The sequence below is a fragment of the Allorhodopirellula heiligendammensis genome, assembly GCF_007860105.1.
Lineage (GTDB): Bacteria > Planctomycetota > Planctomycetia > Pirellulales > Pirellulaceae > Rhodopirellula > Rhodopirellula heiligendammensis.
The window spans coordinates 435,447-460,338 of record NZ_SJPU01000002.1 but is presented as its reverse complement, the minus strand read 5'-3'; the positions used below and the strand labels follow the sequence as shown (position 1 = coordinate 460,338).

Annotated in this window: 21 protein-coding genes; 8 read left to right on the top strand and 13 right to left on the bottom strand. The window is 57.0% G+C overall.

Going from position 1 to position 24,892, the window contains the following annotated elements; all coding sequences use genetic code 11:
* Positions 1 to 360 precede the first annotated feature (360 nt).
* Together Poly21_RS12040 and hemQ are read right to left on the bottom strand one after the other, a co-directional pair.
* The gene (locus tag Poly21_RS12040) at positions 361 to 1,227 is read right to left on the bottom strand and encodes a transporter (protein ID WP_302118752.1); all 867 of its coding nucleotides are present in this window, start codon (positions 1,225 to 1,227) and stop codon (positions 361 to 363) included.
* A 315-nt stretch (positions 1,228 to 1,542) separates the two neighbouring features.
* Positions 1,543 to 2,352: a hydrogen peroxide-dependent heme synthase gene (hemQ, locus tag Poly21_RS12035; protein WP_146408632.1), complete on the bottom strand. Its 810-nt coding sequence runs from the start codon at positions 2,350 to 2,352 to the stop codon at positions 1,543 to 1,545.
* A gap of 583 nt (positions 2,353 to 2,935) precedes the next feature.
* Here hemQ and Poly21_RS12030 point away from each other — a divergent pair.
* Entirely contained in the window at positions 2,936 to 4,735 is a 1,800-nt protein-coding gene (locus Poly21_RS12030; protein WP_146407282.1) for a SulP family inorganic anion transporter, read from the top strand.
* A gap of 125 nt (positions 4,736 to 4,860) precedes the next feature.
* A complete protein-coding gene (locus Poly21_RS12025; RefSeq protein ID WP_302118751.1) occupies positions 4,861 to 5,739 on the top strand; it encodes a DMT family transporter in 879 nt (292 codons plus the stop codon).
* A 348-nt stretch (positions 5,740 to 6,087) separates the two neighbouring features.
* On the opposite strand, the gene Poly21_RS12020 is transcribed toward Poly21_RS12025, so the two are convergent.
* On the bottom strand, positions 6,088 to 6,975 hold the full coding sequence (locus Poly21_RS12020) for a hypothetical protein (RefSeq protein ID WP_146407281.1): 888 nt from the start codon (positions 6,973 to 6,975) through the stop codon (positions 6,088 to 6,090).
* Between the two features lie 110 nt (positions 6,976 to 7,085).
* On the opposite strand from Poly21_RS12020, the gene Poly21_RS12015 reads away from it, so the two are divergent.
* Complete coding sequence (locus tag Poly21_RS12015) at positions 7,086 to 7,919, top strand: hypothetical protein (RefSeq protein WP_302118750.1); 834 nt, start codon at positions 7,086 to 7,088, stop codon at positions 7,917 to 7,919.
* A 4-nt stretch (positions 7,920 to 7,923) separates the two neighbouring features.
* On the top strand, positions 7,924 to 9,300 hold the full coding sequence (locus Poly21_RS12010) for a sulfatase family protein (RefSeq protein ID WP_146407279.1): 1,377 nt from the start codon (positions 7,924 to 7,926) through the stop codon (positions 9,298 to 9,300).
* Positions 9,301 to 9,348: 48 nt separating this feature from the next.
* Here Poly21_RS12010 and Poly21_RS12005 read toward each other — a convergent pair whose 3' ends face one another.
* A complete protein-coding gene (locus tag Poly21_RS12005; RefSeq protein WP_302118749.1) occupies positions 9,349 to 12,210 on the bottom strand; it encodes a M16 family metallopeptidase in 2,862 nt (953 codons plus the stop codon).
* A gap of 96 nt (positions 12,211 to 12,306) precedes the next feature.
* On the opposite strand from Poly21_RS12005, the gene Poly21_RS12000 reads away from it, so the two are divergent.
* Together Poly21_RS12000 and Poly21_RS11995 are read left to right on the top strand one after the other, a co-directional pair.
* Positions 12,307 to 12,726: a Rieske (2Fe-2S) protein gene (locus tag Poly21_RS12000; protein WP_146407278.1), complete on the top strand. Its 420-nt coding sequence runs from the start codon at positions 12,307 to 12,309 to the stop codon at positions 12,724 to 12,726.
* Between the two features lie 56 nt (positions 12,727 to 12,782).
* Complete coding sequence (locus Poly21_RS11995; RefSeq protein WP_146407277.1) at positions 12,783 to 13,322, top strand: MogA/MoaB family molybdenum cofactor biosynthesis protein; 540 nt, start codon at positions 12,783 to 12,785, stop codon at positions 13,320 to 13,322.
* 231 nt (positions 13,323 to 13,553) lie between these two features.
* Here the strand turns inward: Poly21_RS11995 and mqnE are convergent, their stop codons facing one another.
* From mqnE to ubiE, 4 genes are all read right to left on the bottom strand, one after another.
* Positions 13,554 to 14,711 carry an aminofutalosine synthase MqnE gene (mqnE, locus tag Poly21_RS11990; protein WP_146407276.1) on the bottom strand — a complete coding sequence of 386 codons (1,158 nt, stop codon included), beginning with the start codon at positions 14,709 to 14,711 and terminating at the stop codon, positions 13,554 to 13,556.
* Between the two features lie 89 nt (positions 14,712 to 14,800).
* Positions 14,801 to 15,718: a UbiA-like polyprenyltransferase gene (locus Poly21_RS11985; protein ID WP_146407275.1), complete on the bottom strand. Its 918-nt coding sequence runs from the start codon at positions 15,716 to 15,718 to the stop codon at positions 14,801 to 14,803.
* Positions 15,715 to 16,401 (bottom strand): UbiX family flavin prenyltransferase, encoded by a 687-nt coding sequence (locus Poly21_RS11980; protein WP_146407274.1) that lies wholly within the window; start codon positions 16,399 to 16,401, stop codon positions 15,715 to 15,717. The genes Poly21_RS11985 and Poly21_RS11980 overlap by 4 nt, the downstream gene beginning before the upstream one ends.
* Positions 16,398 to 17,243 carry a bifunctional demethylmenaquinone methyltransferase/2-methoxy-6-polyprenyl-1,4-benzoquinol methylase UbiE gene (ubiE, locus tag Poly21_RS11975; RefSeq protein WP_146407273.1) on the bottom strand — a complete coding sequence of 282 codons (846 nt, stop codon included), beginning with the start codon at positions 17,241 to 17,243 and terminating at the stop codon, positions 16,398 to 16,400. Before ubiE ends, Poly21_RS11980 begins: the two co-directional genes overlap by 4 nt.
* 26 nt (positions 17,244 to 17,269) lie before the next feature.
* Between ubiE and Poly21_RS11970 the strand changes: the two genes are divergently transcribed.
* Both Poly21_RS11970 and Poly21_RS11965 read left to right on the top strand, forming a co-directional pair.
* Positions 17,270 to 17,959 (top strand): HAD family hydrolase, encoded by a 690-nt coding sequence (locus Poly21_RS11970; protein ID WP_146407272.1) that lies wholly within the window; start codon positions 17,270 to 17,272, stop codon positions 17,957 to 17,959.
* A 366-nt stretch (positions 17,960 to 18,325) separates the two neighbouring features.
* A complete protein-coding gene (locus tag Poly21_RS11965) occupies positions 18,326 to 18,622 on the top strand; it encodes a hypothetical protein (protein ID WP_146407271.1) in 297 nt (98 codons plus the stop codon).
* A 99-nt stretch (positions 18,623 to 18,721) separates the two neighbouring features.
* Here Poly21_RS11965 and Poly21_RS11960 read toward each other — a convergent pair whose 3' ends face one another.
* From Poly21_RS11960 to Poly21_RS11940, 5 genes are all read right to left on the bottom strand, one after another.
* A complete protein-coding gene (locus Poly21_RS11960) occupies positions 18,722 to 19,342 on the bottom strand; it encodes a DUF3467 domain-containing protein (RefSeq protein WP_146407270.1) in 621 nt (206 codons plus the stop codon).
* Between the two features lie 55 nt (positions 19,343 to 19,397).
* Positions 19,398 to 20,864 (bottom strand): anthranilate synthase component I family protein, encoded by a 1,467-nt coding sequence (locus tag Poly21_RS11955; protein ID WP_302118747.1) that lies wholly within the window; start codon positions 20,862 to 20,864, stop codon positions 19,398 to 19,400.
* Positions 20,865 to 20,866: 2 nt separating this feature from the next.
* Entirely contained in the window at positions 20,867 to 22,324 is a 1,458-nt protein-coding gene (gene pseG, locus Poly21_RS11950) for a UDP-2,4-diacetamido-2,4,6-trideoxy-beta-L-altropyranose hydrolase (RefSeq protein WP_302118746.1), read from the bottom strand.
* Between the two features lie 27 nt (positions 22,325 to 22,351).
* Positions 22,352 to 23,374 (bottom strand): tRNA dihydrouridine synthase DusB, encoded by a 1,023-nt coding sequence (gene dusB, locus Poly21_RS11945; RefSeq protein WP_146407267.1) that lies wholly within the window; start codon positions 23,372 to 23,374, stop codon positions 22,352 to 22,354.
* Between the two features lie 119 nt (positions 23,375 to 23,493).
* Complete coding sequence (locus Poly21_RS11940) at positions 23,494 to 24,795, bottom strand: cytochrome-c peroxidase (protein WP_146407266.1); 1,302 nt, start codon at positions 24,793 to 24,795, stop codon at positions 23,494 to 23,496.
* Between the last annotated feature and the right edge of the window lie 97 nt (positions 24,796 to 24,892).

Here is a 24,892-nt window from a genome sequence, read left to right as displayed (position 1 = left end):
GGACCGCTGTCCCGACCGAAATGCAATTCCATTTGCCCCTAGCTTAGCCCGTCAAGAGTTCCGGATCGTTTAACAAACGCACCGAGAGCCTTGACGGGTTGTTGTTTTAGTCGACTGTGGTGAGCCGAGTTCCGTGAGGCACCGGACAGCGTCCAGCCCCGCCGCTGGTACCCAAAATCGTGAAATCATCTCACTGTTCCTCCGAAGTAGCCTCATGGACGGCGCCGTCGGTTGCGGGACCAGTTTTCCATAGCACCCGAGCAACTTCCATTTTGCCTGTGGGTAAAAGCTGTGCGAGCGAACGCGAGCGACTCTCCTGGGGGGCGCTCGCGTTGCGATGCATGGTCTTACGCGAGGAGCTCAGAAGCGAATGCCGCCACCAACGTTGCTGAAGAAATTGGGCGTTTGCGTATTGAGCCCCCAGCCCACTCGGAGGCCAATCTCTAGGTTCGGTGTGATCAGGTAGTGAGCGCCAGGGCTAAAGAATTGCTGCGTGCTTTCTTTAGCACGACCATCAGTGTTCACGCTGAAGTATTCAGCATGAAATTTCCATTTCTCTCCTACCGGTATCTTGATCACCGTCGATGGGGACCAGACGTTGAAATGATCATCTTCGAAAGATCCCGTCCCATAGCGGACCGCTGAATCCCACTCCCATTCGTTGGGCAGCTGCCAGCCGAAGACATACGTGGCCGAGAGCTGGGTAGCGGTGTCGATGCCGCGTACGGGGGTGAAGCCTTGAATCAGAACGGAGCTCTCAGGCATCCCACCAAGTTGACGACTGACGCGGTATTTGGCGCCGTAGATGACCCGTGCTCCGCGTTCGAGATCTGCTGTTTCTTCGAATTCATCTGGGACGTTGCCGGAAACGGGATTTCCTGCTCCGCCAACTTCATAGTTGTATCCCAGTCGCAGCTCAAAATTGTCGGTAATCCCGTAGCGCGCGATCAACTCGGGCAGGCTGTGGGTTTCGGGAACATTGCGGTTGTCCACGAACGAATAGGCTGACTCGATTACCAGCCGACTTTTTCCGACCACTCCGGTTGCCAATGTGAACGAGTCGCGATCGGTCTCAATCTCATCTTCTTCGGAGAGTTCACGCGGGCTTCGGCCCGTGGCAGGCGAAAGATTGGAAAAGAGGCCGAATGGACCGTGCGCCGACGCAGTGGTAAATGCCATGCAGATCAGGATGGCAAGCGTTGCCGATGCTCGGTTGGGGGTGGGCATGATCGTTCCTGACACAGTATTCAATTGTGGTGCGCATACTTCCGTCGATGTTTCGGAAGTTGATTGCGAGTCGCCTTGAATATTGATCGGTTATCGAGCCAGTCCATTACTCGCCGTTGCTTCAGTGTTCCGATTGCCCGGATTGTCGCGATTGCAAAACCACGCAATCCGGCGAGGTGCCAGTGAGGATGGAAATCACTGACAGGATGCTTGGTACGGACAACACGTCACATGCGCGATGCCACTTCACATGCACGATGCCACGTCACGGGCGCGATGCCACGTCACGGGCGCGATGCCGCGTCACGGGCGGGCTTAACCGGTCATCCGGCAGTGGTCCAGGATCTCTCGGCCGTCGGCGCGGTAGCCGACAAAGAAGGGGCCAAATTCACCATATTTCGCACTCGCCTCATCAAATCGCATCTTGTAGACGATCTCTTTTAAGTATTCCGGATTGCGGCCCCACAGAGTCACCATCCACTCCCAATTATCCAACCCCACGCCGACCGAGATCAATTGGCTGACTTTGCCTGCGAACGCCATCCCGCTCTGGGCGTGTTCGGCCATCATCTGATTTCGCAAGCTGAACGGCTCGGTAAACCAGTTCGCTCCCGGCACGCGGCTTTTGTTCATCGGATAGAAGCAGGCAGCTGGCCAGTCGGGGATGTCGGGTTGCAGGCGATTGCGGTTCATCATCGGTAAACGCCGTTCGTAGGCGCTTACTTTTGCGGCTAGCTCAGGCGAGTCGGGTTCGCCTCCCTGGCGGATCAGCCGTTCCCGGTAGGCTTCGACAGAGGGGACGTACTCGCTGACTTCACTGACGGAGGTAAACGACCAGGCGGGCTCGATCCAGCGACCGATGCCAGGGGCCAGTAGGGCCTGGTGAATCGCATCGACTTTGCCCGGATGCGGGTCCATTACAATGACGCCAAAATCCGCTTCATGGCCACTCGTCCAATACGACGCCAGCCGCTCAGGAAGGCAGTCGTCGCTCGGCGCCAGTGCGTCGCAGAATTGCTGGCAGACCTCGGGTGAAAGGGGTGCATCAAGCTGATCACGGCGAAAACGGTAGAAGAAATGACCGACATGCCAGCCCTGCTCTGGGATCAACGATGGTTCAGGCAGAGCTGCCTGAGGCCGAACGCCTGGTGGGGGACCGCCGGGTGCTGGTCCATGCGTCGATGCAGGGCGTCCAGAGGGAGCAGGATGGGTGGGTTGATCAGTCATATGGCTGGCTCCGCAAGTGAATTAGGGTCAGATGTTGGGTGTTGTGTTTGTACCGTCTTCGGCGACTCAGCGCAAGTCGCCCGGGCATTGAGGTAAGCCGAGCGGCGTAAGCGGTCGGGCGGATTCGTGAGCCGAGCCGCGTAAGCTTCCGGGCTGGCGGTGACCCACGACCTCACGGCAGTCGGCTCGCGACGGGCACGCCAATTGACTGGCACTTGCGTAAAAATCGCCCGCACAAATATTCTCAAAAAACATCCTGGGCTGATGGGATTCTGGCGCGCCTCGACAATATTCGCGGGGTGGTGCCCTCAGGCCCGCAGATTGTCCTTAGTGGGATCCACTGCGACGCTGCGCGGCGTTTGATCATATCACGCGTTTGAAGACCCATGATGGAATACGTCTGTCGACGTTGACCGATCGTTATCGGCGGCTAATATCGGCCTCAAATATTATAAGTTTCAAGAATCCGCGCTGAATCGCCATGCTGAATTTCTTCCGTCATCAATCGAACTCTTTCAAAAATGATTTGCTGTCCGGGATTACCGTGGCACTGGCACTCGTCCCCGAAGCGATCGCGTTCGCCTTCGTCGCGGGGGTTTCGCCTCTGATCGGTCTCTATTCCGCATTTTTTATCGGGCTGATCACGGCAGTGGTTGGCGGGCGACCGGGTATGATTTCGGGTGCGACAGGTGCGATGGCTGTGGTCGTAGTTGCCTTGGTTCATGAAAATGGGGTCGAGTACCTCTTTCCCGCGGTGATATTGTGCGGGCTGCTGCAGGTCGCCGTGGGGATTGGCAGACTCGGTAAGCTCATTCGCATGGTACCCCACAGCGTGATGTTAGGATTTGTCAATGGACTGGCGATTGTGATCGGTATGGCTCAGTTGGGCAGTTTTAAAACACTTTCGGACAGCGGCAACCTCGTCTATTTAACCGGTACACCGCTCGTGATCATGCTGGTGATGGTCGTGCTGACGATGGCGATCATCTATTTACTGCCGAAACTGACCACGGCTGTGCCCGCATCACTCGCTGCCATTCTGACGGTCACATTCCTATCGGTGGCCGTCAACCAATCGATGTCAACGAGTAGCGGTCAGAACATGTTGGCCACTGTTGGCGACATGCTCAAGACGAACACCCAGGCGGCGATCATCCAAGAGCGACGCGAGGATGTCGCGAGCTACCACGGGACGGCTCAGGGGCAGTTGGATACTAACGCCTACGCTCACGTGGACTCATTGACGTTGGTGAGCGCCAAAGCTGCACCGATTGGCGAAGCGATGCAGTCCGGTGTCGACCGACTGACGCCGCCCGCCGCTGCGAGACCTGACGGTGCGCTGCCCGAAGTCGAAACGGGAATTAGCGGTGGGCTGCCCGTACCATTCTTTATGGGTGAGTACGACCTGGCTCCTTTGAATTTCGAAACTCTAAAAATAATTTTTCCCTACGCGATTGTCCTCTGTGGCGTGGGGCTGATCGAGTCATTGATGACGCTGACGCTCATTGACGAAATTACCGAAACACGCGGACAGGGTAATCGTGAGTGTATCGGGCAAGGCGTCGCTAATCTGGTGTGCGGCTTCTTTGGCGGGATGGGGGGCTGTGCGATGATTGGCCAATCGCTGATCAACGTCAATTCGGGCGGTCGTGGACGACTCTCAGGCATCACTGCCGCAGTTTGCTTGCTCGCCTTCGTGCTGTTCTTTGCGCGTTGGATCGAGCAGATCCCGATGGCAGCGTTGGTGGGTGTGATGTTCATGGTCGTGATTGGTACATTTGAGTGGGCGTCGCTGAAAATGTTCCGCCGGATGCCCCGGAGCGATATGTTCGTGATGGTACTCGTCGCCGGTTATACCGTGATCATGCACGACCTCGCCTCAGCTGTCATTATTGGCGTGATTGTGTCGGCTTTGGTATTCGCTTGGCAACATGCCACGCACATCGCCGCCGATGAGAAATTCAATGAGTTCGGCAGCAAAATTTACCAGCTCCACGGTCCGCTGTTCTTTGCCTCCGTCTCATCGTTTAAAGACATGTTCAATGTTGCGGAAGATCCCGAAGATGTCGTTATCGATTTCTACTACACGCGGGTGTATGACCAATCGGCAATCGAGGCCATCAACACGGTTTCAGAGAAATATTTAGCCGCAGGAAAACGTTTGCATCTGACACACCTGAGTGAAGAGTGCCGCAAATTACTCGACAAGGCGGGCGACTTGGTCGAGATTAACGTTAGCGAGGATCCCCATTACCACATCGCAACCGACCGGTTGGGTTAACAGCGAGTGTTTAGTGGTTTTTGAATTTTAGCGTTCACAAATTTCACGAGTTGAGTTTTCCGAAGCGGTTTGATGGAGTGTGCGTTGGCTAACGCCGAACCGGTGCAGCGGATATGTTGTGCCGCATGATGCATCTCCTGCTACCGCTATCGGCCAGTCTTCTGTTTATCGGTGGCATGATTTTCACCAAGCGTGCGAGCTTGGCAGGGATTGGGCCGCTGACCTTCTTATTTGTGGCTAATCTCTGTGCGGCGGGGGTTTTCTCGTTGCTATGGCTGCTCGGAGGTGAGGTGCCTCCTGTCGACAGGTGGTGGCAACCGGTTCTGATCGCAGGTCTCTATCTCATGGGGCTGTCGTGCACCTTTTTGGCGATCCAGAAGGGAGACGTTTCCGTCGCGACACCGGTGTTTGGGATCAAAGTCATTTTTGTCGCCCTGCTATTGACGGTTGTGGAGGCGACACCTCTGCGAGTTTCGATTTGGATTGCTGCATGCTTAGCTACCCTGGGCATCGGACTGATTCAGTGGACGGGCGAAGGCAAGCGTCATCATCTTTGGCTGACGCTTGTATTCGCGCTGTCAGCAGCCGGTTGTTTCGCAACCTTCGACGTTTTGGTGCAACGTTGGTCGCCGCAGTGGGGCCCTGGGCGATTGTTGCCTGCCATCTACTGGACCGTCGGCGCCGCCTCGCTGCTGCTGGTGCCGTGGGTCCAATGGTCGGACTTAAGACGCGTCGAAATCCTGAGGCTCGTATTGCCAGGTGCCGTCCTGGTGGCGCTGCAGGCATTCTGCATCGTGTTGGCCGTGGGCATGTTCGGTGATGCAGCGCGAGTGAACGTGGTGTATGCCCTGCGAGGACTGTGGGGCGTGGGGCTCGCTTGGCTCGCCGCTCGGATCTGGGGAGGGAGCGAGGCGAACTTGAGCCGGTCGACTCTGTTCACCCGGTTTCTCGGAGCGGCCGTCCTGACCGCCGCGGTCGTCGTCGTGATTGTCGCCGGCGACTAATGGAGTAGGCCCCACAGCAGAATAGATTTTTCTGCCCCCTCTTTTTGCTTCAAAGTACGACGGAAAAAGTCTTCCTGAACAACTCATTAAACCGCGTGCCCAACGGGCCGCGTTTCATTGGCGAATGCGGAGCGTTGCCTACACGGCTTGCCGGCAGGACGGTTGCGTCCCGTCTGTCACGATTCACAGCCTCATGCAGTAGGCACGGAAATGGGAAAATGTCGGACGTCGGTTTGGATCACATTAGGCAGTACGTGACCTATCACCCCGAGGCCTCGCCGTTGCGGTGAGTGGTGCTGCAGGGGCTCGCCTGATGCGTGATCGGGAGCGGAGAATTATGCGTCCGTCTCAGTCGCTGACATTGTGGAAAAAGTAGTCGTCGTTGATTGTTGCGCCGGGGGAGTAGTTCGTGAAAGCTGGCACTCGCCAGATTTCGACTCCCTTGAGCGACATCCAGATTTCGCGAGTGGTCAATCGAGCGGCTTGGTAGGTAAAGGTGAGTTTTTCATCAACATTACCCGTTTCGATTAATAGCAGGGCTTCGGGGTCGGTGCCCGCTGACGAGACAAACGCGAACAGGGCGCTGTCGATCACGTCAGCGTCGTCGTTTGATTCCCTCGCTAAAGGTTGCGGTAGAAGTCGCAAGGACGCTTCCTTGCGTTCATCGGTGAGCTGCATGCCCACGGAGAACCACTTCGCTAGCGAGCGAAGTTGGAGTAGTCGGCGGCGGGCGGAAGTCGAGGGTGTTGGAGCTCCGGGAATGGGTATCGCTGGGTTCATCTCGATGGGCACCCTCCATGTTGCCGATGGATCCAGCCGCACACTGGCAATCGGGGAGCTGGCGAATGAATGGAACTCTAAGAATACCTTCGGACCAGCATCGGTTTCCTGCGAGCCAACACATCCGACAATTTGAATTTGTCCATTGCCAGTCCAGACAAAGACATCACCTGACCATCCCCCCAATGAAGCCCAGGTCAAGACGGGCGCGTCGCTGAGCTTCAACGGTCTGAGCGCATCTGCGGACGGGACAAACTGCAAACCGCTGGCGATCGACCGATAGAGCATGTGCCGACTCCGCACCCCATCCTGACTGGATTCCGATTCAGCAGCGACTTGGTTCGTCTCGCCCTGAATGTCCTGCCCGGAGCACAGTTTAGGGATGCACAAGGCGAGTGAGAGCAATAAGGAAGCATGCACCGCGTGGGCAGCGGTGTTAAAGTGTGTTGTAGACATGGTGTCTATGGTAGCGGAACTCATGAGGGAGTGCTCGCTGGCGTAGTCACTTTTTTTCAGCTAGTCGCGAAGTCAAGAGTGGAGGTTGCTGGTGCAAGCTGGCAGAAACGATGAAAATGCGAGACATGTTTTTAATTACGATGCTCCTTGGGAACCTCGTGTTCGTGGGGCTAGCACCTGGCCAGACAGGCGCAAATGCGATCAGCGCTCAGATCGTTGCGTCACGGAGTTCTTTCGATGCTCTCAGGGTGGACGCGGTGGACGGGCGGAGCCCGATTCGAGTTGTCACTGTACTCTCGTTTTTCAATGCCGAACGTGTAGGCGAAAACGCTCCAGTGGTCGATGGCTTATTGGCATTCTGCATTGACGAGGGACGTCCTGTTGCCGCCGTGAACATCTATCCGTGGGACGGGAATGTCTGCCATGAGCTGGATGTGTTGTCGCGTCAAGCCAATTTGCGACTGAGCTATGACACTGGAGTGCAGTGGCAGCCGGCGGAGTCCGCTGCCGTCTTCCATCAGATCGAAGGTACCGATCCACCCTCGCCCAACCCCGCGGTGCGACTTCGTCAGATCAAGCATTTCGCAAGTTTATTCTCGGCCACACTGGTGGGCTTCAACAGCGACGATTCGGATCGCCAGGAGCTGCGGCGCATGCCCACTCCCCTTTATCGGTATCAGGTACCGTCGCCCGAGAAGGCGCGAGGTGTCGTTGATGGAGCGGTTTTCGCGTTTGTCCAAGGAAACGATCCAGAAGTGCTGCTGCTAATCGAGGCCATTCGTGACAACCAGACAATGCATTGGGAGTATGCTTTCGTTAGAGCTTCGTCGGGCTCGTTGACAGGCTCGTACCGCGGAACCGTCACGTGGCGAGCCGAAAAATTTCCTCCCGATAGCAACCCGATTGGTTCCCACTTCACCGTCCGCCAACCCTTTGGTAAATGAAGAGATGATAAAACGTATTGTTATTGTTTTCGCGTTGATGGTTGCTGCCAATCAGGTCCCCGCGGCCCCGCCCAATGTCATTCTGATTATGGTCGATGACTTTGGATTTGAGTGCGTCACTGCGAACGGCGGCGAGTCGTATGAGACCCCGCATATCGATCGGCTTGCTGCCGCGGGGATCAGGTTCGAGAACTGTCACGTGCAGCCGCTTTGTACTCCCACGCGCGTTCAAATGATGACTGGGAAATACAACATTCGCAACTATTTGCAGTTCGGGGTGTTGCCACGTTCAGAAACCACGTTTGCTCACTTGGTGAAGCGAGCCGGCTACGCCACTGGTATCTGTGGCAAATGGCAACTCGGCAGTGAGGCGGATTCGCCACAGCATTTTGGTTTTGATGAGTCGTGCCTCTGGCAGCAAACTCGGCGGCCTCCGAGATACGCCAACCCTGGCCTCGAATACAACGGTGTAGCTAAGGATTTTAGTGAAGGTGAGTATGGGCCACAGCTCGTCAATGATTTCGCACTGGAGTTCATCAGCCGCCATCGGGATCAGCCATTTTTTCTGTACTATCCGATGATTCTCACACACTCGCCCTTTCAGCCGACCCCTGACAGTTCGGATTGGGATCCCACCATCAGCAGTGAAGCTGTGCAGAAAGATGTCAAACACTTCGCTGACATGACGGCATTTACCGACGAGATGGTTGGAAATGTAGTTGCAAAACTGGAGGAATTGGGCATTCGTGACAATACACTGATACTATTTCTTGGCGATAACGGCACGCACGTTTCGATCACGACGCAGTTCCAAGGCAAGCCCTACCGGGGTGGAAAGGGGTTGACCAACGCACGCGGCACGCACGTCCCCTTGATCGCGAGTTGGCCGGCTGCGATCCAAACGGCCAAGGTGAACCAAAGTCTCATCAGCAGTACGGATTTCCTACCGACGATCTGTGATGCGGCGGGTGTGGATGTCCCCGGCGACGTCGACGGGGTTAGCTTCCTACCACAGTTGAAGGGCGAACCCAGTCAATCCCGAGAATGGCTTTATACGTGGTATTCGCCGCGTCAACGTCGAGATTCGACTGTGCGGGAATGCGTTTTCAACCATCGTTTCAAGCTCTACCGGACAGGGGATTTCTTTAACCTCGAAGACGATCCTTTTGAAGAACTGAATCTCAAGGGCCGCCGCTTGAGCCCCGATGCTGAGCGTGCCAGAAGCGAATTGCAAGCGGTCCTCGATCAGTTCGAAAACGCACGGCCGACCGAGCTCGATCAGCAGTTCATTCAAGCAGGGGTAGGTACCGGGACAAAGGCATCCAAACCGCGGTCCCAGCGGGAAAAAGCGAGCAAAGCGGAAAAGGGTTCAGAAAAGTAGACTGCAAACGTCTCTTTCTGAACCCTCAATCCTAATCGCTGAGATTCCTTATTCCTTGAAATCCCCAGCGATAGCGGTCACGAGTTTGTCGGGGTCGATGTACTTCTTGATCGCCGCGTTGACTTGGTCAATCGTGGCGTCGCGAACTTGCTGTTCTTGTTCGGCCACCGCCGACATCGTGCGGTCGGTGAACATGGACATCAAGAGCATCGACGCTAATGACGCATCGCCGGTGCGAGAGATGCGAGCAGCTTGCAGGTATGATTGCTTGGCTGCTTCCAATTCTTGCGGTGTCACGCCGTCGGCGATCAACCGGTCGACTTCCTCGCGAATGACTTTCATCAGCTTGTCTTTATTGTCCGGGTTTGTGATCGCGTACAGCGTCAAGTCGACGCGATCGTCCTTGGGACGCGGTGACAGCCCGCTGCGCACGCCGTAGGACAGCCCTTCCTGTTGTCGCACGCGGTCTGCCAAGCGACTGCTGAGCGAGCCGCCGCCGAGCACGAAGTTGCCGAGCGTCAATGCTGCGTATTCGGGATCGAGATCAGACAAGGCATATTGCTCACTGCTGTAGAGCAGCGCGTTGGATTTGTCGGGCGTGTTGATCGTGACGACTTGACCAGGAACATCAGGATGAGCCGGTCGATCGATCCGCACGTAGGGCTGGTCGGTCGTCCAGCCTTCGAGTTGCGTTTTGACTGACTTGATGATCTCCGCAGGTTCGAAATTGCCTACGACTGCGAGTTCCCCCGCTTGATTGCCGAGATACTCTGCGTGCAGATTGCGGACCTGTTCGGTCGTCGCTGCTTCGTACATTGCAATCTCTTCATCGATCGTCATCACATAGCGAATATCATCTTTGGGATACGGCGATAAGAGTTGTTGGACCTTGCGTGGCGCTAAAGCGTTCGGCTCCGTTTTGCTCTGCTGTAGGCTCGTGACGGCCTGTTGTCGGATCAGTTCGAACTCATGCTCATCGAGCAGTGGCGTCTTGATCACGTCGCCAATCAGCTCAATAACTTTCGGCAGGTTCTCTTGTTTCGTTTTCACATCGACGTTAAGCAACCCCATCAGCGTGTAGATGGAGACGTCGGCTTTGAGCCGCGTGTACTCGTCCTGCAGTTCTTGATACGTCAGTTTGGTCGTGCCTCGCGCCATCAAGAGACCCAGCAGTTCAACAGCGCCCATTTTGTCCTTCAGCGAGGTGGGCGTGCCGAAGCGGATGGTCATTTTCAACGAGACCGAATCGCCGCGCGTTTTCTTCGGTAGCAACGCATATTTAATTCCGCCGACCAAATCACCGCGAAGCACTCGTTTCTCGATCACATTCGGATCGGGATCAAAGCTTTCGCCTGCGGCCACAGCTTCGCGGCCACGGTAGTCTTTCAGGACGACGTTCAAGTCCGGTGATTCCGGGATGCTGACACGCTCGGATTCCTCGCTGGGGATGAACAGGCCAACGGTGCGGTTGTTTCGGACGAGATATTTCTTTGCCGCAGCACGGACCTGTTCGACTGTCAGCGCCTCAACTTGGTCGCGATACAGAAAGTACAACCGCCAATCACCCTGGGCGGCCCAATCGCTGAGAGTGACAGCGATGCGGTCGGTGTCGGCACTGGCCATGTCGCGTTGCTTGAGAATCTGCGACTTCGCTCGCTCGACCTCAGCCTCCGTGATCGGGTTCTCATCCCACGAGTCCTCGAGGACTTCGATTAGTTTGACACGTGCTTGCTCGAGCGAATTGTCTTTGGGCACCTCCGCCAACGCCATCAACAGACCGGGTTCGCGGAATCCATAGGCCATTGCATACACGCTGCTGGCGATTTTCGTTTCCACCATGGCTTTGTACAGCCGACCGCTGGGTTCATCGCCGAGCACGACGGTGAGCGCTTTGACAGCGGCGTAGTCAGGGTGACTGCCGGCGGGAATATGATAGTTGGCACCCACGGCTTGAACGTCGCCCACGCGGCGGAGGACGACGGTGCGTTCGCCGTCTTTGGGCGGTTCGACAGTGTAGGTTTCATTGATCGGTTTGTTCGGCACGACGAGCGGCCCGAACGCAGCTTGAATGGTGGACAGCGCATGGTCGGGATCAAACTTTCCAGCCACGATCACCATCACGTTGTCAGGTCGGTAGAACTTGCGATAGAACTCCCGTAGCTTGATCACTGGCACTCGCTCAATGTCGCTTTGATTGCCAATCGTCGACTTGCCGTAATTGTGCCAATCGTAAGCAGCCGACTCCATGCGCTGCATCAGCACGCGGGTGGGCGAGTTTTCTCCACGCTCGAATTCGTTGCGAACGACCGTCATTTCACTCGCCAGATCCTCGCCGCGGATGAAGCTGTTGACCAACCGGTCGGCTTCCAAATTGACGGCAAACTCGAGATTGTCTTCGCTCGCAGGAAGCGTCTCGTAGTAATTCGTTCGATCCATCCAAGTCGTGCCGTTAAAGCGAGCGCCACGTTCCGTCAGGGATTTCGGCACCGTTGGATGAGTTGGCGTGCCTTTGAACAACATGTGTTCGAGCAAGTGCGCCATCCCAGCTTCGCCGTACCCCTCGTGACGCGAGCCGACGAATACGGTCATGTTGACCGTCACGACCTCTTTGCTCTCGTCGGGGAACAGTAGAATCTGCACGCCATTGTCGAGTTCGTATTGGGAGATTCCCTCCACGCTGCGAAGCAGTTTGGGCAGGCTGGCGGATTCGGCCACGTTATCATCCTGAGTGGTTTCTTGGTTTGTTTTTGAGTCAGACTGAGCGTCTGGCGGGGGAGGATCAGCGGCATGTGCCGGTGAGGTAGCGGCGAGATAGACGCACGCGACGATGGGAATGAGCCGCAGTGCCGAGGCACGACCGACGTGAAAAAGCGATTGCCAAAATCGAGTTGGCGAAGATTGCCGGTTCATCTGGTTGAAATCCTTTTGTGTGGCAGACTGATCGTTTGGTTCGAATTGTAACGCCCCGACTACCGCCTCGACCATCACCCTGAGTAAGATGCCGGTATGTCTGATTCTCAAGCCAATACCAACGAGCCCCCTGAAACACCGGCGAATGCGGACGAAGGTGACTGGCTGCTCGCCGCGAGAATCACCGACGATCGACCGGCCAGCGATGGGAAGGTCAAGACGATTTCCCGCCAGCAAATCGATGCCGGTGAGGACTTTGCCATCGAAGTGTTACTCGCCGATCGGGTGATCGCAGTTTTTCGCCACGCGGGATCCTGGTACGCCATCGATGGGATGTGCTCCCACCAAGGCGGCCCTTTAGCCGATGGTGTCGTCCGGGACGGCTGCGTGACCTGTCCATGGCACGGCTGGCAATATGATCTTGCCACCGGGATTCAACTCATCAACCGCCAGCCACTGCAGGAGTCTTTTCTAATCCGGCAACTCGCTGACCGGATTGAGATTCGACTAACGTAGGAACAGGCCTCCCGGCTGACCGACGTCTCACCATCCATCTTTGGAATCCCTTCCTCATGACCATTCATCCATCAACTCACACGTGTGATTCGCCCGATTGTGGCTGCGGCAATGTCAATACCGAATCTGCATTGCGGGTAGCCGTGATCACACTGAGTGATACCCGAACGAGCGCGGATGACCGCAGCGGCGACCGGGTCGCCAAGCTGCTTGGAGATGCTGGGCATGTCGTTGCCGAGCGTTTGATCATGAGCGACGACGCCGAGCCGTTGCGCAAGAGAATCCGCGAGCTCACCGCCGATACGTCACTCCACGCGATCATCACAACGGGCGGTACCGGCATCGCTCCACGTGACATGGCCGTCGATGTAATCGATTCATTGCTGGAGGTCCGCTTACCCGGTTTCGGCGAGCATTTTCGAGCCCTTTCGATCGCGGAGATTGGTCCCAAGGGGATGCTCAGCCGCGCCACCGCAGGCCGCATCAACCAAGTGGTCCTGTTCGCGCTGCCGGGTTCGACCGGTGCCGTGACGACCGCGATGGAGCAATGCGTGCTACCGATTATTCGGCACGCTTCGGCATTGGTTTCTCAGTAGGGTTTCACATCTGACGTGCATTGGCTTGTCGAAACGAGTTCTTGGGCGAGAACGTTGGCAAGGCGACGTTGGCAAGGAATTTGAGTCCCGGTAGGGGACAGCAACCAAGCGAGATGGCACGCCAGTTCAGGTTTCGTCGTCGTTCCTGGCATGGCGTCTCCGTCTCCACCAGGGCGGAGGGCCCTCTCGTTTGGGCCCACTAATACCGACTGAAAACCGCTGCCATTTGGGTCAAACGGCAGCCAGTTCGGCATCGACGCTTTCGCCGGAATGCCACTTCGTGAAATCGTCGGCGTCGCGGATCACACGGTTGTAAGTCGTGTCCCGCTCGATTGGTTCCCGGCCCGCTTCGCGGATCAATTGCTGGATCTGGTCGACGGAGAGAAATTCCGGAGTGGTTGCACCGGCGTCGTGGTAGATCAATTCGTGACGAACGGTACCGTCGAGGTCGTCCGCACCGTAGGCCAACGCCGTCTGCGCCGTCTCGATTCCGAGCATAATCCAGTAGGCCTTGATGTGTCGGATGTTGTCCAGCATCAATCGGCTAATCGCCACGGTCCGCAAGTCCATCAGCCCCGATGGCTTTTTAATATCGGATAGCTGGGTGTTTTCTGGGTGAAATGCCAGCGGAATGCAGACTTGAAAGCCTCCCGTTTTGTCTTGGAGTTCACGCAGTCGCATCAGATGGTCGATCCGGTGGTATGCTTTCTCAACATGCCCATACAGCATTGTGCAGTTGGTTTTCATGCCGATTTCATGAGCGGTTTTATGGATTTCGATCCACGAGGGCGTATTGGCTTTGTGCTCGCAGAGTTGATCGCGGACCTCGGGATGAAAAATTTCCGCGCCACCGCCTGGCATGCTGCCCTGTCCCGCCGCCCGCATGTCTTCGAGTACCCAGCGGAACGATTTTTTCGTCTGGAACCGGAACCAATCGATTTCCACGGCAGTCCATGCTTTCAAGTGGATCTGGGGGAAATTTGTTTTCAGCAGCGAAATCAAATCACGATACCACTCATATTTGCGCTGATGATGGAGCCCACCGACAATGTGCATCTCCGTGCAACCATTGGCGGTCGCTTCACGGCCCCGCTCGAGCACCTGCTCGTCCGTCATCGCGTACCCACTCTCGTCACGCAAGTCTTTGCGGAAGGCACAGAACCGACAACGGTACACGCAGACGTTGGTCGGGTTGAGATGTGTGTTGATGTTGTAATACGCGACATTTCCATTGAGCCGCTCACGCACAAAATTGGCCAACTCCCCCACGGCTTGGAGCGATACCTCGGGCTCGTATAAAAACAAACCGTCGTCGAGTGACAATCGTTCGTTGGCTTCGACCTTGTCGCGAATTTCACGAAACCGAGCGTTCAGTTCTGAAGAAAGCATAATAGGGATTGAAAAAAGGGAGGGATGCAAGGTTCAGGGAACAGGAAGGCAGAGCATGTCTGACGGGGCCTTCGTTTTCAGAACTCTTACTAAATGAATGTGTCGATGGCTCCGGCCATCAAAAGAACGATACTGATGATGGCGTTGGTTTGGAAAAACGCGGCATTGACGCGGCTAAGGTCGTCTGGACGGACCAGCCAATGCTGGACCATCACCAAGATCGCTGTCAACCCAACTGCGGCGGCGAACAGCCACCCCAGGCCGGCGGCATGTCCGGTGTAGACAAGTGCGGCGAGGAATCCGAGCATGATCACGTGCATCACCATCGCGATCCGCATCGCACCAGCAACTCCAAATCGACTCGGCACACTATGCAGTCCGGCGGCTCGATCAAACTCAGCGTCCTGACACGCGTACAGAATGTCAAACCCCGCGACCCAGAACGCAATCGCACCGGCCAACAACAATGGGATGTGGACGAATTCCCACGAAAAATGTGGTCCGCGAATTGCGACCCATACGCATAGAGGCGATAGGCTCAGTGCAACGCCTAGCCACAGATGAGCCGATGCCGTGAAACGTTTGGCAAGTGAATAACCGAGTAGAAACGCGAGTACCGGAATCGATCCGTAGAAGGGCAGACGGTTCGGTAGGAACAGCAGCGTCGAGGCGATGAATCCGAGCGAGCAAGTGACTGTAAAGATCAGCACGCCGCGCCGTGACAATCGCCCGGCAGGTAGATGCCGTGATGCCGTCCGCGGATTCTCCGCATCCATTTTGTGATCGACTAAGCGATTGAAGGCCATCGCGGCGCTGCGCGCAAAGACCATGCACATTAACACGCCGATCACGTCGGTCATTCGGATCGCGGGCGTGGCGTTCGACGATACCGAGAGCGGTGTCGCCCATGCCAAGAAAGCAGCCAGAATTGCGAACGGGAGGGCAAAAATGGTGTGCGAGAAACGGATGAGGCCGAGCCACTCAGACAGCTTGGATTGGATGCTCATCGGATCGCCTCACTCGACGTGTCTTTCCAGCGTGAGATCAGCTTATTTTCCACACCGATCTGGTCGAGGATGCGGGCGACCACGAAGTCAACCAAGTCCTCAAGCCGTGTGACACCGTGATACCAACCTGGCATCGCAGGGAGAACCACCGCGCCGGCAGCGGCGAGTCGCTGCATGTTTTCCAATTGCAGTACGCTCAAAGGGGTCTCGCGAGGCACCACAATGAGCTTGCGATGCTCTTTCAGATGAACCTCTGCTGCGCGTTGAATCAAATTTGCCGCAGCCGCGCGAGCGATACCTGAGAGTGTGCTGCCGCTGCATGGGCAGATCACCATGGCATCGGTCACAAATGAGCCACTGGCGATCGGTGTGAAAAAATCGTCGTGCTGGTGGTAGTGGAAATACTCGTTGCCAAGCTCTCCCAATGGTGAGTCGAACTCCATCGGCAATGCGGTCGACCAGGTTGGCACGCAGGTGATCAAACCATCGAGATCGGGATGGCGAAGATCGAGTTTGAGACCGAGTTCTTGAGCGATCACCGCCGCACCGCTGGGGCTCATGGTCAGGTGGATTTCGACCCCAGCAACACGGAGTGCCTGCAACAGTCGCACCGCGTAGGGTGCGCCACTGGCACCGGTGATCGCAACGACAATGCGGCGCGGTCGCATCACGGGATCAGTCATGCGTGGGCCGCCTCAGGCATTTGGCGGTTCGCCGCGTCACCGTGAGCGGGTGCCACTGCACCGGGCTTGTTGCCGACATAGATCGTGGCCACGCCGAGTGTTAACGATTGGAAGCAAACGTCCTGCAGGCCCGCGTCACGCATCCGCTCGGCGAGCCGCTCGCCGCACGGAAATTGGCCGACCGAAGCGGGGAGATAGGCGTAGGCGGACTTGTCGTTTCTCGCCAACATTTGGCCGACACGGGGCAGTACCGAGCGAAAGTAAAAACCGTAGAGTTGTTTGAGAATTGGCAGAGATGGCTGGGAGAACTCCAACACCATGACCTGCCCGCCCGGTTGGCAGACTCGGACCATTTCCCGCAATCCCTGATCCGTATCGGCAATGTTTCGCAAGCCGAATGCCACGCTCACGCATTGAAAATGATCATCGGCGAAGGGCAACGCCATCGAATCGGCTTCAAAGAAGGGGATGGTGGCCCGCCCGTTGCCACCAGCGGCGTTTTGGACCCGTGCGGCTTCTTTATCACGCGCGATCTCCAACATCGCGTGACAGAAATCGCTGCCGATGACCTGGACCCCGCCACCAGCACGTTCCGCGATCGCAATCGCCAGGTCACCTGTGCCGCAGCAGATATCCAGAATCGGCGATTGCGAATCGATGCGCAAGCGATCGACCGCCTTTCGCCGCCACCGACGATCAATGTTCAGCGATAGCAGATGGTTCATCGTATCGTAGCGAGGTGCGATTTGCCGAAACATTTCACGGACCCGCTGACCACTCTTATCGAGCTGGGGCTGGTCGCTCGAACGAGGCTCTGGGACACTGGGCGGATGGACACTCATAGGCGTGTTTCAGTTTCTTCTCTCAGGTGACGCAGGCCAAAATCGACGTGCGCGTTTTTCTATTCGATATCGATGGAACATTGCTATCGACCAAAGGGGTCGGCAGGGGGGCACTCTCCCAGGCGATGCTGGACGAGTTCGGGGTTGCCCATCCGGACAGCGATGTGGTGTTTTCGGGCCGCACCGATCGTAGTTTGTTGATGGAGTTGCTGCAGCGAAATGGCCTGGAAGTGACCGAGGAGCACTGCCGCAGGTTGCGGGACCGATACGTTAGTTTAATGGGCGGCCACCTCGCTCGTCAGGGCGGGGTCGTCTTACCAGGCATTCGGGCTCTCCTCACCGACTTATTCCGTCGCGATGCACTGGAACTCGCAGTAATGACCGGGAATTTGCCCGAAACGGCAACACAGAAACTCGCACATTTTGATCTCCGACAGTGGTTCGCTTGGATTTCTGGTGGCAGTCTCCACGTCGAACGTGATGATTTAGCTCGCCGCACCGCTGAGATCATCGCTCGTCGGTACGGTAATTCAGTGACTGAGGTCGTGGTGGTGGGAGACACTCCTGCTGATATTCGCTGCGGCCACGCCATCGGAGCGAAAACGATCGCGGTGGCGACCGGCGAGTTCTCGATCGAATCTCTTACCGCAGAAAATCCGACCAAGACTTTCGCTGATTTCTCACAGACTGACGAGGTGCTGGCAGCCTTATTGTGAACGCTACCTCTCCAGGACGCGACATCTCATTACCGTCGCCGGATGATTTTGCCCGCCAAAGCGTCATGTTGATCGATTTGACGCCAAAGGCAGCGTTTCCAAGAAATGGGTGTTAGAAAGCGACAACCGTGTTCATTTCGTTGCGGGGGTGTGGTTCAGTCACCGGGCCCTTTGAGCTGCGCGGCCACTTTCAAAATTTTGAAAATTTACACCGAATCCAGCAAATTACACAGTTCCTACGACGATTCAGGATCAATCCAAATCAACTTTCTTGGTTTCTTGGCACAGCTCTTGCTTCTCCCCACTCACGATCGACCCGCAACATTCCGCGACGTCGCCCAATTTCAAAATACAAGGAAAATTAAGATGAAGATGCTAGCAACTCTGGTTTTGGCCGTCAGTACATTCGCCTTCGTCGGCTGTGAAGAGTCGGCAATGGACAAGCGGGCAGACGAAGTTCGAGATACCACCCAAACCCAAGCCGATCAAATCCGTGACGCCTCGCAAAACACTGCTGAGAACGTTCGCGAAGGCGCCGACAATATGTCCGATTCAGCTGAAAACAAGGCTGATGCCATCGAGAACGTTGGCGAGAAGAAGGCTGACCGATTGGAAGAAGTGGGCGAGAACAAAGCTGACGCCCTGGAAGAAATCGACAACTAGTCCGTTTCACGTGCGATTCAATCGCGGGTGTCTCAACGCAAACCAAGTGCTTGACGGCGGTATCGCTGTCAAGCATTTTTTGTTTACTGATGGGGCGTTTTATGCGATATCCTCCGGCGGGTCCGTTGGACCTCCGGGCCCATCGTCCGTTAACGGCTCCGGCGGCGGGTTGCGACGCTCTTGCAGTTGACGCACCGCGCCCTTGAGCGAATCGAGTAGCCGAGGTACTTGGCCGGCAGCCAAATACACCCTGGCGCTCACCGCGGACTGCGGGAAAAAACTCGTTAAAAAATCCAATCCGAATTCGGTCGCACCGTGACCGATCATCACGCCGGTCGCATAGGCCCCCGACAGTGCCTCATCTGGAAGTTTCAGATCGTCGTAGAGCTCCTGAGGAGTGGGGCGTCGTTGCTCCGGATTGGGCTGCACCGGAGGTGCCGCTGGCTCCCCAAAGCGGCTGCGATAGATGTCTAGATTCTTTTGCAACGCCTCCACGAACTGCGGCATGACCGGGTGCGGAATCACGACTCGCGCGGCGACGCGGTGGGGGCGTCCTACCGTCTGCAGGAAGTCAATGATGAACTCAGTCGGGCCCGTCATGACGATCGCCCCGGTGCTGAAACAACCGCCCGCGACGTGATCGGGAACCCGTGCTCGTAGGGCCGGATTCTCATCGGGGGACGGTTGCGTGGGATCAGGTTCGGGCTGGTCAGGATTCATAGCGCACGGCCGAAAAAAGAGGCGTCGAGATTGGTCTCCGAGAGTCATCGTCAATCTAGTCTGCCAGCTCGATTGCTTCGAGGAGGCTGGCGGCTTTGACCCACGTTTCTTCTGTTTCCTGACGTGGGTTGCTGCGGGCCGTGATCCCGCCGCCAACAGGAAACTCCCAAACGGCGGCGTGGTTCTCGGTCGATTTTTGGGTCACGGTGCGAATCAAAATATTAAAATCCGCGTCGCCGCTGAGGCTGACGTACCCGAGAGAACCACAGTAGGCACCTCGCGGACATCCCTCCAACCTCGCAATGGTTCGCATGGCCTCCACCTTGGGAGCTCCTGTGATGCTGCCACCTGGAAAACATGCGGCGAGCAAATCAGAAATACTCGCATCCGGGCCGAGCACCCCGCGGACTGTCGAAACGAGATGTTGAACCCGCTGGTACTGTTCCAGCTCGCACAGCCCCGTCACTTCGACACTCTCATCCTTGCATACACGCGATAGGTCATTGCGCATCAGATCCACAATCATGATGTTCTCGGCGCGATCCTTTTCACTGGCGAGAAGGTCCTCTCCGAGTCTCGCGTCGGTGGCCGCGTCTCCGGTGCGGCGTACGGTTCCTTTAATCGGACGAGTGACCACCATCCGCTTGTCGTCATGGAGGTTGCGTACCTGCAGAAAGCCTTCCGGCGATGAGCTGATAACCTGATAATCACCACAGTCAAAGTACGCTGCATAGGGAGCAGGATTCATACGCCGCAAACGTTCGTACAGCGTGCCGGCTGAACAGGTCGCAGGATGAGTTAACGTTTGCGCCAGATTGACTTGGAACATGTCACCTTGGCAGATGCCGTCAATGATCTCTTGCACGCCTGCAGCAAACTGAGTGTCGGTGAAATTGCTCTGCAGTCTTGTTTCGCCATCGGATGCATGTGATTCCGGTTGAATTGCGACATCGCCGCCTGCGTCAGAGCATGCGTGCACCGGCGACTCTTGGGTGAGCCATAGCATCACTTGGTCCGCACGTTTCTCCGCACGCCCAGCATCGAGTGTGAACGTTTCGCTCAACCCGGTACTGAGCAACCATACCTGATTGAGTTGATGATCAACGGCAATCGTCCAGTCATAAAGACCGATGGCCATCCCCGGAATGTTGGATGTTGCTCGATCACTGGTCGGACGCAATGACGGCTCGAGCCACCACGCTGCTTCATACCCAATCAATGCGACGAGGCCACCGCAGAACGGGGGCAGGGTTTCAGTAGCCAATCGACAGTGCTGCAGGCTGCGGCACCACTGCTGCAGTACCGGCCACGGATCCGGCGAGCTCATATCGGCAACGCACCACGCGACCGGGTCCGCAGACAGAAACGAATAACGCCCGCGATCGCTCTGGTGATCCGACGCCGAATCCAGCCACACGCAGTTGGGTAACTGTCGGAGTCGTTCGAACGGCAACGTCAACTCGACGCTTGTGAGCTCGTCAAGTCGCCGGACCACGGGGATTGTTCGGGGGGGTGTTGACATCGTCATGCGTTCCGAAATTGGTAGGTCTCGTGATGCCGCGTACGTTGCCATCCCAGTCGCTCAAAACACTTTGCGGAAGCCGCATTGGCCAGTTTGACGGTGGCCACAAATCGCGGGTCTGTGTCGATCTGCATGGCGGCAATACCCAACCGCAGTATCTCGGTACCTATACCACCACCCCGTGCCGCGGCATCGACCGAAAACCCGATCTGCCATTCACTGTCGGCCGTCAGTGACATGCGTATTTGGCCCACCGGGCGATCTGAACGCATCGCGACAAACAGTCGTCGGTCGTCACGGCCGAGCTGCTCGCGAAACCATTCAGAATGCTCACTCCACGAGATCTCGGCGGACTGCAACGAGTTCGTTCTCACGAGCGGGTCATTCGCCCAGTCAAAATACATCCGGCAGTCGGCAGACGTCGCCTGCCGCAGCCAGACGCCCGAATCCATCGCAGCAGCGCATCGATCCGCTCCATAGCCATCCACCCAATCACGGAAGCGATCGAAATCACGGCCACCCGAGGAAATTGATTGTGCGAAACGCTGGAGTGCATCGCGGTCGATTTGCCGTGGGGTCCCCAGACCCACGGCGATCCGTTGACCGACAAGCTCATCGTAAATGGGCTGTTGGTTCTCTGCGATCACGATGATCGCTGCTGGTAATCCAAAATACATCCATTCCCAGCACGAACTGCCCCCCGCGGTGATAGCGGCATCCGCCCACACATATTGTGCAGGCATGTCGCTGACGCCCGTGAGTACTTCCACGTGGTGGCTGGGGCGAGCCGCCTGTTCGCGGAGTCGATCCAGATGTGGGTTGGCCGGGCCGACCAGCACGCGTATATCGATCGACGCGCTAGCCATCTGGTTGATCAGGGACAGGATGCTGCCGGTAACATTGTCGGCATCACTACCTCCGAGGGTCACCAGTAGCCGCGGCCGACGCGGTTGCTGGAGGGCTGCTGAGGCGATATTACTCGCCAAGAATTCCTGCCTCAGCAGTGCAAACCGGGTCCCGAAGAGTCGCTGGCAGTCGGCGACCCGACACGCGTAGGGTTCTCGCATGGCGTGTGGATTTTGATTGATGATCACGTCAGCCGACCAACGATGGCAGTAATCAAAATCGGTCACGATGGCTAAACGCAGCGAGGTGTCACGAATCGCGGCTTGAAACTCCGGCGAGAAATCATAGCCATCCGCAACGACCCATCGAGCCCCAATCTGGTTCGCGATGTTGATGGTTGCCTGTTGGTCGATGTCGTCTGCCGCGACTGCCGCCGCCACGTGATGCACGCCAATCGACTCGGTCTCTAAACGCTTTGCTAAGGAGGGCGGCAGCGAACGGGCCAGCAGATGGGCCTCGCCGCCACGTCGCCGCCACGCCTGGGCCAGTGCAATCATGCGCATCACGTGCCCGGTGCCAATCTGCACAGAGGCATCGGCGCGGATGAGGAGCACGGGAGTGGGCGGGGGTGCGGCTATTTTTCAATCCGCCGGGCTGAGCGGAAAATGTTCCTCCACGACAGCATAGAACTCTACCGCCGTCGAGACCTTGGCTACATGCGTGCGGAAATGCCGGGCCCCGCGTTTGCCTTGGGCGTAGCAGCAGGCGTACTTCCGCATCAAGATCGTGGCCTTCTCCTCCCCGAAACGCTCCAGAACGAGCCGGTAGTGATTCAACATCACGTCACGCTGCTCAACCATGGTAGGTTCTGGCGGTACCGGCTCTCCACGCAGTGCTGCGGCGGCTTGGGAAAACAGCCATGGTCGGCCCAGGCAAGCGCGGGCGATCATGACGGCGTCCACATTGTACTTTTCAAAGGCGGTGACGACCTTGGCGGGGCTGTCGAGATCCCCGTTCCCAATCAGCGGGATGTGCTTCAGGTGCGCCTTGATCTCGCTGATTCGGTCCCAGTCGGCGTGGCCGCGAAACATGTCGGCCGCCGTTCGGCCATGTACCGTCAAGGCCGCCGCTCCGGCCTCCTCGACGACGCGGGCGATCTCATCGCAATTGATATTGTTGGGGTGGCATCCCAGTCGAATCTTGGCCGTGACAGGAGTCGGCGCGCAAACTTCAACGAGTTGAGAAATGATTGCATGCATCCGCTGCGGTTCGCGAAGCAGGTAACTGCCGCTATGGGCCTTTTGAGTCACTTGGCGGACGGGACAACCAAAGTTAATGTCGACCACGCTGACTTGATACTCCTCGACCAAGCGAGCACCCACTTTCGCCATCGTTGCTGGATCATTGTCCCAAATCTGAACTGCCAGCGGCCGCGGTTCGTCCGCCACCCCCCACAATCGATCGGGATGCTCCGCTTCGTGTTCGTCCATCCAGACGAACCCGCGGGCGTTGACCATTTCGGTCGCGAGCAAGCCCGCACCACCGAACTGGCGAACAATCTGTCGAAACGCGGCATTGGTGAACCCCGCCATCGGCGCCTGCAGAATCGGCGGATCGATGGTCAGATTACCGATTTTCAGCGGGGCGATGGCGGTGGCGGGCATGGCATTTCAAATAGACGAGTACTGTATCAAGCGTAGCGGCACGAGCCGGCTCGCGACTGGTAAGCCGAGCCGCATCAGCGGCCGGGCAGGCGTCGCTGCCTGACGGCACACGGCTTGAGCTACTGATCGGCGGGCAAGCGACCAATTTCGATTACCGGGAAGTCGCTGGTCAATCCCTGGACCATAAATTCGACCAAGTCGGCTTTCTCAGCCTCAGTCAGATTCAGGGGCTTCATCTTGTCGCTGAGCCACTGGTTTGGATGACCGCCCTTGTCGTACCACTCGACGACTTCCTTGAGCGTCTTCTGGCTGCCGTCGTGCATGTAAGGCCCCGACGTAGCAACGTTCCGCATGGTCGGCGTCTTAAATGCCCCGCGATCCTTTTCTTCCTGCGTGACGACAAATCGACCTAGGTCCGGCTCGTCAGATTCCATCCCGACTCCAATGTTGTGGAATTGTTCGTCGGTGAAATTGGCACCCGCGTGGCAGGCTGTGCAGTTCGCTTTGCCGAACGTGAGTTCCATGCCGCGAATGGATGACTCGGTCATCGGATTCTTGGCTGCTTCGGCCTTGAGTTGAGCGTACTGTTCGGCCAGTTCCGGTTCTTCGTCGAGATACTCCAGGTCGTCGGCGAACGTCTTCTCGAAAGTGGCGAGGGGAACGTAATAATCGTAGGGAGCTGGGCCGGTGACAATCGTGCGTTCAAAGGTCGCGATCGCTTTGCCAACATTGTCGATCGTGAGCCCGTCCGGAAAGATCCGTTCGAACTGGGTACGGTAGACAGGGAGTCCCGACAGCGTTTCGATACAGGCCTCATGCGTACTGGCCATTTCAATCGGGTTGGCGATCGGACCCACCGCCTGCTCTTCGAGCGACCCGGCCCGCCCATCATGGAACTGGTGCGTGCTCAAAATACGATTGAACGAAACCGGTGAGTTGCGGTTGCCAGTCTGGTCACCGACGCCCACCCCAAACTGAGTGTCGAACGCCCAGCCCAATTCGGGGGCGTGGCAGGAAGCGCACGAGACAGTACTATCGGACGACAATCGAGGATCAAAGTAGAGTTGCCGGCCGAGCTCGATTTTGGCCCGGGTGATCGGGTTATCTTCAGGAATATAGATGTTGCCGGCGGCGGCATCGAGGCCACGCGGTAGCTTGACGTCCAAAGCCGCGTGATTCTTGGGCTGAGCCAGCCACTGCTTCACCTGCTCCATCGTCAGGGGCCCTTCGCCAGGGATCCCCTCGGTTAGCGTCGGATCGCCCAAGCTGACTTCCTCCGTCGGCACGGCCGCAGGTGGGGGTTCGTCTGCGGTGACGACGTCCGTGCACAGGCCGCTCAGACCAACCAAAACGGCGATATTTGCTGCGAAACAGCGGGGCGTCAGCGACTTGGGTCGCCGACGGATGCGAGTGATATTCATGGCAAATTCAATTGAAAACTAGGCGGGAAATCAGCAGGATCTGTTGTACGATGCATGGAGAATCCAACTCGACTCCATGGCGTAGCAGGGGCTCATT